This window comes from Micromonospora sp. WMMD1155, from assembly GCF_029581275.1.
Classification (GTDB): domain Bacteria; phylum Actinomycetota; class Actinomycetes; order Mycobacteriales; family Micromonosporaceae; genus Micromonospora.
The window spans coordinates 3,502,951-3,515,524 of record NZ_CP120742.1; the positions used below are offsets into that span (position 1 = coordinate 3,502,951).

Genomic DNA, 12,574 nt, shown 5'->3' on the forward strand with positions numbered 1-12,574 from the left:
GATCCACCCCGACCCGCCAGGGATCACCGGCGGCCCGCCTCGCGCAGGAGGAAGAAGTTGCTGTCCGCCTTTCTCAGTGCGTTCCGTACGCCTGACCTGCGCAAGAAGCTGCTGTTCACAGTAGGCATCATCGCGGTCTACCGGCTGGGCGCGACGCTCCCCAGCCCAGGCGTCTCGTACGGCAACGTGCAGAAGTGCCTCGACACCATCCAGGGTGACACCACCGGGGTGGTGAACCTGCTCAACCTCTTCTCCGGCGGAGCGCTGCTGCAGCTCTCGGTCTTCGCGCTGGGCATCATGCCCTACATCACCGCGTCGATCATCCTGCAGCTGCTGACCGTCGTGATCCCGCGCCTCGAGCAGCTCCGCAAGGAGGGCCAGGCCGGCCAGGCGAAGATCACCCAGTACACCCGCTACCTGACCCTCGGTCTCGGTGTGCTGCAGGCGTCGGCGTTCGTGGCCCTGGCCCGCTCGGGCCAGCTCTTCCAGAACCGCTGCGACCAGTTCCCGATCATCCCCACCGGCACCGGCATCCCGGACTGGCTGACGCTGTCCATCCTGGTGATGACGATGACCGCCGGCACCGGCATGGTCATGTGGCTCGGCGAGCTGATCACCGACCGCGGCGTCGGCAACGGCATGTCCGTCCTGATCTTCACCTCGATCGCGGCCCGGCTGCCCAGCGAGGGTTGGAGCATCAAGACCAGTCAGGGTTGGGGTAAGTTCGCCCTGGTCATCGTGCTGGTTCTGGTGGTCATCACCGCTGTCACCTTCATCGAGCAGGCGCAGCGCCGGATCCCCGTGCAGTACGCCAAGCGGATGATCGGCCGGCGGATGTACGGCGGCACCTCGACCTACATCCCGCTCAAGGTCAACCAGGCGGGTGTCATCCCGGTCATCTTCGGCTCGTCGCTGCTCTACCTGCCGCAGCTGGCCCTGCAGTTCTTCGACCAGAACGACCCGGGCAAGACCCAGGCGTGGATCCAGAACAACCTGGTCAACCCGAGTAGCCCGATCTACATCGCGGTCTACTTCCTGCTGATCATCTTCTTCACGTACTTCTACGTCTCGATCACGTTCAACCCGACCGAGGTCGCGGACAACATGAAGAAGTACGGCGGGTTCGTGCCGGGTATCCGCCCGGGCAAGCCGACGGCCGACTACCTGGACTTCATCCTCAGCCGGATCACCCTGCCGGGCGCGCTCTACCTGGGCGTCATCTCGATCCTGCCGAACTTCTTCTTCATCTGGCTGGACAACCAGCAGTACCAGAACTTCCCGTTCGGCGGCACCGCTGTGCTCATCATGGTCGGCGTCGGTCTGGAGACCGTGAAGCAGATCGAGAGCCAACTCATGCAGCGGAACTACGAAGGGTTCCTGCGGTAGATGAGACTCGTTCTGGTTGGCCCGCCGGGGGCGGGCAAGGGCACACAGGCCGAGTTCATCGCCGCGCACCTCTCGGTGCCGAAGATCTCGACCGGAGACATCTTCCGGTCGAACGTCACCCAGGGCACTCCGCTGGGCGTCGAGGCGAAGCGGTACATGGACGCGGGCGAGCTGGTTCCGGACGAGGTCACCATCAACATGGTCCGGGACCGGCTGGCCGAGCCCGACGCCAGCGAGGGGTTCCTGCTCGACGGCTTCCCGCGGACCACTCCGCAGGCGGCCGCTCTGGACAAGCTCCTCGCCGATCTGGGGACGGCACTCGACCTGGTCCTGGAGCTGGTCGTCGACGACGACGAGGTGATCCGGCGGCTCTCCGGCCGGCGCACCTGCCGGGGCTGCGGCAAGATCTGGCACGTCGAGTTCGACGCCACCACCCGGCCGGGCATCTGTGACCGGTGCGGCGCCGAGCTGTTCCAGCGCGACGACGACAAGCCGGAGACGATCGCCACCCGGCTTCGGGAGTACGGCGAGAAGACCGCGCCCCTGGTCGACTACTACGGCGCCCAGGGCAAGCTGGTCGGGATCGACGCCACCGGGCCGGTGGAGGACGTCACCACCCGGGCCATCGACGCCCTGCGGTCGTACGGCGGCTGAGGTCCGGCCGGACCACGGCGGATAGAGTGCGAACAGCGGGGTACGCGAGACGTGCCCCGCTGTTCTGCAACGAAAGGTAATCGCTCCATGCGTCGTCCCCAGCTGGACATCCAGCTGAAGACCCCTGACCAGATCGAGAAGATGCGGGCCGCCGGGCTGGTGGTGGCCGAGGCGCTTCGCCGGATGCGGGAGGCTGTCGCCCCCGGTGTGAGCACCGCCGATCTGGACGCCATCGCCGAGTCGACCATCCGCGAGGCGGGTGGCGTCCCGTCGTTCAAGGGCTACCACGGCTTCCCGGCGTCGATCTGCTCCTCGGTCAACGAGCAGATCGTCCACGCGATCCCCTCGCCGAAGCAGGTGCTCGCCGACGGCGACCTCATCAGCATCGACTGCGGAGCCGTGCTGGACGGGTGGCACGGCGACTCCGCGATCACGGTCGGGGTCGGCGACGTCGACCCGGCACTGCTGAAGATGGCCGAGGTCGCCGAGGACGCCATGTGGGCCGGTATCGCCGCCGCCGCCCGTGGCGCGGCGAGCGGCAAGGGCCGGCTCACGGACATCTCCCACGCGGTGGAGACCGCCGTGCGTAAGGGCGGCCGGTACGGCATCGTCGACGGCTACGGCGGGCACGGCATCGGCACGGAGATGCACCAGGACCCGCACGTGCTCAACCACGGCCGACCGGGCAAGGGCCCGCGCCTGGTTCCCGGCATGGCGTTGGCCATCGAGCCGATGATCACGATGGCCTCCCCGCGTACCGTCGAGTTGTCCGACGGGTGGACGGTCGTCACCCGGGACGGCTCGGTGGCAGCGCACGTCGAGCACTCGATGGCGCTGCTGCCGGACGGGGTCTGGGTGCTGACCGCGTTCGACGGGGGCCGGGCCCGCCTCGGTGACCTGGTCACCGCCCGTCAGCCCGCCGCCTCGACGACCCCCTGATCAGCCGAGCCCGGCCGGTCATTCCCGAACAACCCGGCTGACCGGCTGCGTCGCCCCGACCCTGTCGTGACCGGCCAGCCCGCCCTACTGATCGACTCCGTATCGCCGGAATGGCGGTATCAGAGCGCTCGGATACCCCCAGGTCGGTCGGCGATACGGTGTGGATCAAGCGCGCCGGTTGGACCGGGGTGGGGCCGGATTGGCGTGGCGGTGGCATGCTTGCCGGCATGGACGGGCGCGACGGGATGCGAGCGGCGGACGCGGACCGGGAAGCGGTGGCCGAACGGTTGCGGATCGCCCTCAACGAGGGTCGGTTGGAACTGCACGAGTACGACGAGCGGTTGCAGCGGGCGTATGCGGCGCGTACGTACGCTGATCTTGAGGTGCTGCTGACCGATCTGCCGCCGGTGACGCCGCCGCAGCGGTCCGGACTGGCGGCGGCCTCGACCAGCGTGCCGGCGGTCGATCCTCCGGGTGCCCAGTCCGGCCCGGTCGCCACCCGCGGCGTCACCGCCCGTTGGCTGGCCGAGGTGTGGCTGCGGTACCTCAACGTGGTGGCCATCGTGGTGACGATCTGGGCGGTGACCTCGCTGCTCAGTCGGGACCTGCTCTACTTCTGGCCGGTGTGGGTGGCCGGGCCGTGGGGTGCGGTGCTGCTGGTCCGCACGGTCACCGGGCTGACCGGGGGAGAGCCGCAGCGCCAGGCCGTCGAGCGGGAGCGTCGCCGGCAGCGTAAACGGGACAAGCGGGAGCGGCGGCGCGAGTTGCGCGCCGCCGAGTCGGACGAACCGGACGACCCCACCGCACCGGCCTGACCTCGACGCACCTCGACGCGCCTCATCGTCGGCGGCTGGCGGCGGACCTCTAGATCGACTCGGGTTCCGGGAAATCGGGGTGTCGAGCGCGGTTCGTCACCGCAGGTTCCCTGAAGGCGAGTCGATCAACGGCCGTGGCCCGGGTCTCGGCGGCGGTGTCGATCGACGTGCGCCATCCGAGGCCCGTCAACGGTGTCGATCATGATGCGACGGTTGCCAACTGCATGATCAACGAGAGTGTGCGGGTCGGAGCGGGTGGCCGGTTTGGCGGGCGCCAGTCGGCGGGCGTACACTTTCAGATCGGCGCACAGCGTCCACTCCGGCATGCCCACCCTGCGCTTCGGTGGGAGCTGGAGCCGCGGCTGGCGCGGTCTTCTGATCATGGTCAGATTTCCGTGTAAGGCGTTGTGGGTCGCCCGGAGCAATCGACGTCAGGACAGCGGAGGACATGCCGAAAAAAGACGGAGCCATTGAGATCGAGGGTCGGGTCATCGAGCCCCTGCCGAACGCCATGTTCCGGGTGGAGCTCGCGAACGGTCACAAGGTGTTGGCTCACATCAGCGGGAAGATGCGACAGCACTACATCCGCATCCTTCCGGAGGACCGGGTCGTCGTCGAACTCTCGCCGTACGACCTGACCCGCGGGCGCATCGTCTACCGCTACAAGTAGTCCTGACGACGGCCGGGAAGTCCCGTGTCCGTCTTCGACGTCCGGCGTCGCGCAGAGCGCGTCCCCGGGCCAGATGGGAAGTAAGGCAACCGTGAAGGTCAAGCCGAGCGTCAAGAGGATCTGCAACAAGTGCCGGGTTATCCGCCGGCACGGCCGGGTCATGGTGATCTGCACCGACCCGCGCCACAAGCAGCGCCAGGGCTGAGTCAGCCCACACATCACACATGCTCGTCCCAGCCGCGAGCGGTACGCGAGACGTACTCCTTCGTGGCTGACCCCCGGTCGGAGGCCGGGGCCCGCTTGGGCAGCGACCGATCCCGGTCGCCGGCGCTTCTTGCGTCGGAAAGACGGGACGGCCGGTAGCGGGGTGGGACGGGTCCACACCTCCGCCACACATAACGAGGAGTACGCCCGCACATGGCACGTCTAGTCGGCGTGGATCTCCCCCGCGAAAAGCGGTTGGAGATCGCGCTCACCTACATCTTCGGGGTCGGTCGCACCCGCGCCCTGGAGACGCTCGCCGCCACCGGCATCTCGCCGGACAAGCGCGCTCGGGACCTCACGGACGAGGAGCTCGTGCAGCTCCGCGACCACATCGAGGGCAACTACAAGGTTGAAGGCGACCTGCGCCGCGAGGTCGCCGCTGACATCCGCCGCAAGGTTGAGATCGGCTGCTACGCCGGCATCCGGCACCGCCGGGGCCTGCCCGTGCGTGGCCAGCGGACCAAGACCAACGCCCGGACCCGCAAGGGCCCGAAGCGGACCGTCGCCGGCAAGAAGAAGCCCGGCAAGAAGTAAGACGTAGACCGGAATACGGGTCTAGGTCCGCCGAGCACGGCCAGGCCGCAACCTGTATCGGAAGTCAACTAGGAGCGCAGAAGACTTATGCCACCGAAGGCTCGTGCCGGAGCCGCTGTAAAGAAGGTCCGGCGCAAGGAACGCAAGAACGTCGCCCACGGGCAGGCGCACATCAAGAGCACGTTCAACAACACCATCGTGTCCATCACGGACCCGACCGGTGCGGTCATCTCCTGGGCCTCCGCCGGCCAGGTCGGCTTCAAGGGCTCTCGCAAGTCGACTCCGTTCGCCGCGCAGCTGGCCGCCGAGGCCGCCGCGCGTCGCGCCATGGAGCACGGCATGCGCAAGGTCGACGTGTTCGTCAAGGGCCCCGGCTCCGGCCGGGAGACCGCCATCCGTTCGCTGCAGGCCGTGGGCCTCGAGGTCGGTCAGATCTCCGACGTCACCCCGCAGCCGCACAACGGATGCCGTCCGCCGAAGCGTCGCCGGGTCTGAGAGGTAGAGAGAGATGGCTCGTTACACCGGTGCTGACTGCCGCCGTTGCCGGCGGGAGAAGATGAAGCTGTTCCTCAAGGGCAGCAAGTGCGATGGCCCGAAGTGCCCGTTCGAGTCCCGGCCGTTCCCGCCCGGGCAGCACGGCCGCGGCCGCACCAAGGAGACGGAGTACCTGCTCCAGCTCCGCGAGAAGCAGAAGGCCCGCCGCGTCTACGGCGTGCTGGAGAAGCAGTTCCGCGGCTACTACGAGGAAGCCGTCGGCAAGCAGGCCAAGACCGGTGAGGTCCTCCTGCAGATCCTCGAGTCGCGGCTGGACAACGTCGTTTACCGGGCCGGCTTCGCCCACTCGCGGGACATGGCCCGCCAGCTGGTCAAGCACGGTCACTTCACGGTGAACGGCAAGAAGGTCGACATCCCGTCGTACCGCGTCAAGGAGCACGACATCATCGAGGTTCGGGGCAAGAGCAAGGAGCTCACCCCGTTCGTCGTCGCGCAGGCCCAGGCCGGCTCGAAGACGGTTCCGGCGTGGCTCGAGGCCATCCCGAGCCAGATGAAGGTGCTCGTGCACTCCCTCCCGGCCCGGCAGGTCATCGACACGCAGGTCCAGGAGCAGCTGATCGTCGAGCTCTACTCCAAGTAGTCGGGCTCGTTGCGGTGGCCCGTCCCGCCAGGGGCGGGCCACCGGAACAGTTTGTGTCGTGGACGTCAAATAGCGGGCGTCCCGGAAGAGAAGAGAAAAGATGCTCATCAGCCAGCGACCCTCCCTGTCCGAGGAGTCGATCAACGAGACCCGGTCGCGGTTCGCCATCGAGCCGCTGGAGCCGGGCTTCGGCTACACCCTGGGTAACTCGCTGCGGCGTACGCTGCTGTCGTCGATCCCGGGCGCGGCCGTCACCTCGATCAAGATCGACGGCGTTCTGCACGAGTTCACCACGATCCCCGGTGTCAAGGAGGACGTGGTGGAGCTCGTCATGAACATCAAGGAGCTGTGCGTCAGCTCCGAGCACGACGAGCCGGTCAGCATGTACCTGCGCAAGCAGGGCCCGGGCGACGTGACGGCGGGCGACATCCAGCCCCCGGCCGGCGTCTCGGTGCACAACCCGGATCTCAAGCTCGCCACCCTCAACGGCAAGGGCCGGCTCGACATGGAGCTGACCGTCGAGCGGGGCCGGGGTTACGTGACGGCCGCGCAGAACAAGCAGTCCGGTGCGGAGATCGGCCGGATCCCGGTCGACTCGATCTACTCGCCGGTGCTGAAGGTGACCTACCGCGTCGAGGCGACCCGTGTGGAGCAGCGCACGGACTTCGACCGGCTGATCATCGACGTCGAGACCAAGCCGTCGATGGGCCCGCGTACCGCGCTGGCCTCCGCCGGTTCGACGCTGGTGGAGCTCTTCGGGCTGGCCCGGGAGCTGGACGAGACCGCCGAGGGCATCGACATCGGGCCGTCCCCGCAGGACGCCCAGCTGGCGGCGGACCTCGCTCTGCCGATCGAGGAGCTGGACCTCACCGTCCGCTCCTACAACTGCCTCAAGCGCGAGGGCATCAACTCCGTTGGTGAGCTCATCGGGCGTACCGAGGCCGACCTCCTCGACATTCGTAACTTCGGTCAGAAGTCGATCGACGAGGTCAAGATGAAGCTCGCCGGGATGGGTCTCGGGCTGAAGGACTCGGCTCCGAACTTCGACCCGGCGCACGTCGTGGACACCTTCGGCGAGGCCGACTACGACACCGACGACTACCGCGAGACCGAGCAGCTCTAGTCCGCGCTGCCGCCACAACTGAGGAGCACCAAAAATGCCCACGCCCACCAAGGGCCCCCGCCTCGGCGGCAGCCCCTCGCACGAGCGGCTGATGCTGGCCAACCTGGCCACTGCGCTGTTCCAGCACGGCAAGATCCAGACCACCGAGACGAAGGCTCGGCGGCTGCGTCCGCTGGCCGAGCAGCTCATCACCAAGGCCAAGCGCGGTGACCTCGCCTCGCGTCGGCGGGTGCTGGGTGTCGTCAAGGACAAGGACGTGGTCTACGCCCTGTTCGACCAGATCGCGCCCCGGTACGCCAACCGCCCCGGCGGTTACACCCGGATCGTGAAGACCGGCCCGCGCAAGGGTGACGCCGCTCCGATGGCGATCATCGAGCTGGTGGAGGAGCTTCAGGTCGCCGAGCCGAAGGCGAACAAGAAGACCGCCGCCCGCAAGGCCGCGCAGCAGGACAAGGTCGAGGCGCTCGCCCCGGCCGAGGAGGCCCCGAAGTCGGCCGACGCCGACCAGGACTCCGAGGCGCCGGTGTCGGCGTCCGGTGACACCGACGCCGCCCGCGAGGACAGCGACGAGGCCACCGAGAACAAGGCCTGATCAAGGGCATCGTCGGGCCCGGCACCCCATCGGGGTGTCGGGCCCGACCCGTTACAGGAGGTACGAGGTGGACGAGCTGATCCGGCTGCGGCTGGACGTCTCGTACGACGGCACGGACTTCTCCGGGTGGGCCCCGCAGCCGACCCGCCGCACCGTCGCCGGGGTGCTGATCGAGACCCTGGCCCTGGTCCTCGGTGCCGACACGGTCACCGGGCTGACGGTGGCCGGGCGGACCGACGCCGGGGTGCACGCCACCGGGCAGGTCTGCCACCTGGACCTACCCGCTGACGTGTGGCGGGAGCACGAGGGGCGGTTGCTGCGCCGCCTGGCCCGGCTGCTCCCCGGCGACGTGCGCGTACGCGCGATGACCGAGGTGCCGGCCGACTTCGACGCCCGGTTCTCGGCGACCTTCCGGCGCTACGAGTACCGGGTCACCGACGCGCCCTTCGGTGCCGAGCCGCTGCGTCGGCACGAGGTGTTGGCCTGGCCGAAGCCGCTGGACCTGGCCTCGTTGAACGCCGCGGCGGGCGGCCTGGTCGGTGAGCACGACTTCGCCGCGTACTGCCGGCGCAAGGAGAACGCGACCACGCTGCGCGAGGTGACCCGGCTGGACTGGCGGCGCGACCCGGACGGCATCCTGGTCGCCACCGTCCAGGCCGACGCGTTCTGCCAGGCGATGGTGCGCAGCCTGGTGGGGGCGATGCTGGTGGCGGGTGACGGCCGCCGGCCGGTCGAGTGGCCGGGCAGCCTGCTCACCAATCGGGAGCGTTCCAGCGAGGTGACGGTGGCACCGGCGCGCGGGTTGACGCTGGTGGCCGTGGGTTACCCGACCGATCCGGCGGAGTACGCCCGCCGTGCGGACCTCACCCGTCGGCTGCGGGTTCCGGTCGAGAGCTGACCTCCGGGTCAGTCGCCCGGCAGGTCGTCGCCGCTCTGCGTGCCGCTGTTGTCGGTCGGCGCTGCCGTCGGTTGTGCGGCGGTGCCACCGTCGGCGCGTTGTTGCAGCACTCCGCGGCTGAGGTGCAGCTCGATCATGTCGAACAGGATCTCGCCGACCTTGGCGTCGCCCGCCTTGATCGCAGTTCCGTCCTCGCGGACCACCAGGGCGTACGCCAGGTAGTGGCCGCGTACCTGCCAGCCGACCCGTGCCGGGGCGCTGGCGAGCACGTCGGTGCCGTCGCCCTCGTTGCCGGTGAGGCCACGGAACCGACCCTGCCGCTCGTCGAGCAGTTGTCGAACGCGGTCCCGGGCCCGTTCCGCACTGGCCTTGTCGGTGAGGTTGAACAGTCCGGCGGTGACCAGGTGATCGCCGCCGGGTGTCCGCAGTGTGGCCCGGACGACCTGGTTGCAGCCGAGTCGGACCAGCAGGTCGGCGACCTCGCCGGTGGCGGCGACGGCGCAACTGCCGCTGGACTGGGTCTTCAGGACCTGGTAACTCGGCTGGCCTTCGCCGAGCTTCAGCTCCTTGCCGGGGAAGAGTTCCTTGGCGGTGAGCGGGGACTGGTCGGTGTCTCGGGAGTCCAGGGTGAGCCGTTCCGCCGGGGCGGACGTCGGTGCGGCGTTCGGTTGGAACGTCGGGGTGGACTGCGGTTGCGGGCCGCGTTCGGAGAGCAGCGCGGCGGCACCCAGGCCGCAGAGGGCGAGCAGCACCAGGACGGCCGCACCCCCGATCAACACCTGCCACAGTCGGCCGCCGCCGCGCCGGGTGGGCGGCTCCGTCGGCGTGGCCGAGGTGTAGACCTGGCTGCGGGGCGCGGCGGGCGGGATCTCGGCACGGGCCGGCGGCGGTGGCGACGGCTGCGACGAAGACGGCTGCGACGAAGACGGCAGCGACGGCGACGGCCGCGAGGACGACGGCAGCGAGAGCTGGTTCGGCCGGGGCAGCGACGGCGCGGGGAAGCGTGACGGAGAGGGCCCGGCCGGCGGCGGACCGGCGCCGAGCGCCGAGCGGTCGGACCCGGGCTCCGGGTACTCCTCGAAAGCGTCCTCATCGGACTCGTACCGATACACCATGTCGCCCAGAGTAAGAGCTATTGTCCCTTTTGGTGATAATTTCAGGGAAATGCGTGCGCAGGCCGCGTCGGGGTCGGCCCCGACCGGTGCGAGAATTGCCGACGTGACCGGCGACCACTACTTCACCGCTCAGCCCGCCAGCGACGCCCCGGCGCGCGAGGTCGAGTTCTCCGTCGCCGACCGCGACTACCGGCTCGCCTCCGCCGGCGGGGTCTTCTCCGCCAGCCGACTCGACCCGGGCACCGCTGTGCTGCTGCGCAAGGCGGAGCTGCCCGCCGCCGACACCAGCGGTGACCTGCTCGACCTGGGCTGCGGATTCGGGCCGATCACCTGCGTCCTGGCCGACCTGGCACCGACCAGCACCGTCTGGGCCGTCGACGTCAACGCCCGCGCCCGCGAGCTGACCGCCGCCAACGCGGCCCGGGTCGACGCCGCCGACCGGGTCCGGGTCAGCGCGCCGGACGACGTGCCGCCGGACGTTCGGTTCGCCCAGATCTGGTCCAACCCTCCCATCCGGATCGGTAAGGACGGGCTGCACGAACTGCTGCTGCGGTGGCTGCCCCGACTCGCACCGGACGGCGTCGGCTGGCTGGTCGTCGCCCGGCACCTCGGCGGCGACTCGTTGCAGCGCTGGCTCACCGAGCAGAACTGGCAGGTAAAGCGGCACGCCAGCCAGAAAGGTTTCCGGGTGCTACGAGTCACCCGGTAATTGGATGTCCCCTCCGGCCCTCGCTGGGGCAGGATCCCCGCGTGGGATACGTGGACGTGGCAGGGGTCGGGCACATTCTGCCCGACGGTCGGGAACTCTTCGCCGACGTGTCGTTCCGGGTCGGGGAGGGCGCCAAGGTCGCCCTGGTCGGGCCGAACGGCGCGGGTAAGACGACACTGCTGAGGATGGTCGCCGGTGATCTGCCGGTGCGCACCGGCGTCGTCGCACGCGCCGGTGGGCTGGGCGTGATGCGCCAGTTCATCGGCATGATCGGCGATGAGTCGACGCTCGCCGACCTGGCGCTGTCGCTGGCCCCGCCCGCACTGCGCGACGCCGGCCGCCGGCTCGGCGAGACCGAGACGGCCATGCGGGCCGCCGAGGCCCGGGGCAAGTTCAGCAACGCCGCGAGCAAGGCTCAGTTGGCGTACGCGGACGCGCTCGGCGCCTGGGGCGAGGCCGGCGGGTACGACGCCGAGGTGCTCTTCGACACCGTCACGACGATCGTGCTGGGCCGACAGTGGGACGCGGTCCGGGACCGGCCGGTGCGCACCCTCTCCGGTGGTCAGCAGAAGCGCTTCGCCCTGGAGTTGCTGCTGCGTGGCCCGGACGAGGTGCTGCTGCTCGACGAGCCGGACAACTTCCTCGACGTGCCCGGCAAGCGTTGGCTGGAGGCGCGGCTGCGTGAGTCGACCAAGTCGGTGCTCTACGTCTCGCACGACCGTGAGCTGCTGGCCCAGAGCGCGGACCGGGTGGTCGCCGTCGAGGGTGGCAGCGCCTGGGTGCACCCGGGTGGCTTCGCCAGCTGGCACGACGCCCGCGTCGCCCGGCACGCCCGACTCGACGAACTGCGGCGGCGCTGGGACGAGGAGCACCAGAAGCTGCGCGAGCTGATGCTGATGTACAAGCAGAAGGCCGCGTACAACGACGGGTTGGCCTCGCGCTACCAGGCCGCGCAGACCCGGTTGCGCAAGTTCGAGGAGGCCGGGCCGCCGCCCGTACCCCCGAAGGACCAGGACATCCGGATGCGGCTGGCCGGCGGGCGCACCGGCAAGCGTGCGGTCGTCTGCGAGCAGCTTGAGCTGGACGGCCTGACGTTCCCCTTCGACCTGGAGATCTGGTACGGCGACCGGGTGGCGGTGCTCGGTGCCAACGGCACCGGCAAGTCCCACTTCCTGCGGTTGCTGGCGCGGGGCGGAACCGACCCCGACCCGGCCAACGGGCCGGTCGACGGGGCGGGAGCGCTCGCTCCGGTGGCGCACGACGGCACGGCCCGGCTCGGTGCCCGGGTCCGCCCCGGGCACTTCTCGCAGACCCACGACCGCCCGGAGCTGATGTCGAAGACCCTCGTCGAGATCCTCTGGCGGGGCGACGAGCACCGCACCGGGATGGACCGGCACGCGGCGATGGGGGTGCTCAGCCGGTACGAGTTGGCGGCGCAGGGCGACCAGCGCTTCGGCACGCTCTCCGGCGGGCAGCAGGCCCGTTTCCTGGTGCTGCTGCTGGAGTTGTCCGGGGCGACCCTGCTGCTGCTCGACGAACCCACCGACAACCTCGACCTGGCCAGCGCGGAGGCCCTCGAAGCGGGCCTGAACGCCTTCGAGGGGACGGTGATCGCGGTGACCCACGACCGCTGGTTCACCCGCTCCTTCGACCGGTTCGTGCTGTTCCGGGGCGACAACGAGGTGGTGGAGACTCCCGAACCGGTCTGGGACGTCGGGTGATCCCCGCCGACCTGCCCGA

Annotated in this window: 15 protein-coding genes; 14 read left to right on the top strand and 1 reads right to left on the bottom strand. The window is 69.5% G+C overall.

The window, feature by feature from the left end:
* Positions 1–57 precede the first annotated feature (57 nt).
* The 12 genes from secY to truA all read left to right on the top strand — a co-directional run bounded on the left by secY (position 58) and on the right by truA (position 9,010).
* A complete protein-coding gene (gene secY / locus O7617_RS16090; protein WP_282264467.1) occupies positions 58–1,386 on the top strand; it encodes a preprotein translocase subunit SecY in 1,329 nt (442 codons plus the stop codon).
* Positions 1,387–2,040 (top strand): adenylate kinase, encoded by a 654-nt coding sequence (locus tag O7617_RS16095; RefSeq protein ID WP_282264468.1) that lies wholly within the window; start codon positions 1,387–1,389, stop codon positions 2,038–2,040.
* 87 nt (positions 2,041–2,127) lie between these two features.
* On the top strand, positions 2,128–2,979 hold the full coding sequence (gene map, locus O7617_RS16100; protein WP_282264469.1) for a type I methionyl aminopeptidase: 852 nt from the start codon (positions 2,128–2,130) through the stop codon (positions 2,977–2,979).
* Between the two features lie 227 nt (positions 2,980–3,206).
* A complete protein-coding gene (locus tag O7617_RS16105) occupies positions 3,207–3,794 on the top strand; it encodes a DUF1707 domain-containing protein (RefSeq protein ID WP_282264470.1) in 588 nt (195 codons plus the stop codon).
* A gap of 448 nt (positions 3,795–4,242) precedes the next feature.
* Positions 4,243–4,464: a translation initiation factor IF-1 gene (gene infA / locus O7617_RS16110; protein WP_007073013.1), complete on the top strand. Its 222-nt coding sequence runs from the start codon at positions 4,243–4,245 to the stop codon at positions 4,462–4,464.
* A 91-nt stretch (positions 4,465–4,555) separates the two neighbouring features.
* Complete coding sequence (rpmJ, locus tag O7617_RS16115) at positions 4,556–4,669, top strand: 50S ribosomal protein L36 (RefSeq protein ID WP_012184307.1); 114 nt, start codon at positions 4,556–4,558, stop codon at positions 4,667–4,669.
* Positions 4,670–4,881: 212 nt separating this feature from the next.
* Positions 4,882–5,262, top strand: a complete 381-nt coding sequence (gene rpsM / locus O7617_RS16120) for a 30S ribosomal protein S13 (protein WP_030329917.1) — start codon at positions 4,882–4,884, stop codon at positions 5,260–5,262.
* Positions 5,263–5,349: 87 nt separating this feature from the next.
* On the top strand, positions 5,350–5,757 hold the full coding sequence (rpsK, locus tag O7617_RS16125; RefSeq protein ID WP_007073011.1) for a 30S ribosomal protein S11: 408 nt from the start codon (positions 5,350–5,352) through the stop codon (positions 5,755–5,757).
* 13 nt (positions 5,758–5,770) lie between these two features.
* Entirely contained in the window at positions 5,771–6,397 is a 627-nt protein-coding gene (rpsD, locus tag O7617_RS16130; protein ID WP_088987589.1) for a 30S ribosomal protein S4, read from the top strand.
* Between the two features lie 100 nt (positions 6,398–6,497).
* Positions 6,498–7,520 (top strand): DNA-directed RNA polymerase subunit alpha, encoded by a 1,023-nt coding sequence (locus O7617_RS16135; protein ID WP_007465227.1) that lies wholly within the window; start codon positions 6,498–6,500, stop codon positions 7,518–7,520.
* 34 nt (positions 7,521–7,554) lie between these two features.
* Complete coding sequence (gene rplQ / locus O7617_RS16140) at positions 7,555–8,112, top strand: 50S ribosomal protein L17 (protein ID WP_282264471.1); 558 nt, start codon at positions 7,555–7,557, stop codon at positions 8,110–8,112.
* 67 nt (positions 8,113–8,179) lie between these two features.
* Positions 8,180–9,010, top strand: a complete 831-nt coding sequence (truA, locus tag O7617_RS16145) for a tRNA pseudouridine(38-40) synthase TruA (RefSeq protein WP_282264472.1) — start codon at positions 8,180–8,182, stop codon at positions 9,008–9,010.
* 8 nt (positions 9,011–9,018) lie between these two features.
* On the opposite strand, the gene O7617_RS16150 is transcribed toward truA, so the two are convergent.
* Positions 9,019–10,125, bottom strand: a complete 1,107-nt coding sequence (locus O7617_RS16150) for a hypothetical protein (protein WP_282264473.1) — start codon at positions 10,123–10,125, stop codon at positions 9,019–9,021.
* 103 nt (positions 10,126–10,228) lie between these two features.
* Here O7617_RS16150 and O7617_RS16155 point away from each other — a divergent pair, with 103 nt between their 5' ends.
* Positions 10,229–10,834, top strand: a complete 606-nt coding sequence (locus O7617_RS16155) for a methyltransferase (protein WP_282264474.1) — start codon at positions 10,229–10,231, stop codon at positions 10,832–10,834.
* Between the two features lie 41 nt (positions 10,835–10,875).
* The gene (locus tag O7617_RS16160; protein ID WP_282264475.1) at positions 10,876–12,555 is read left to right on the top strand and encodes an ATP-binding cassette domain-containing protein; all 1,680 of its coding nucleotides are present in this window, start codon (positions 10,876–10,878) and stop codon (positions 12,553–12,555) included.
* Positions 12,556–12,574 lie beyond the last annotated feature (19 nt).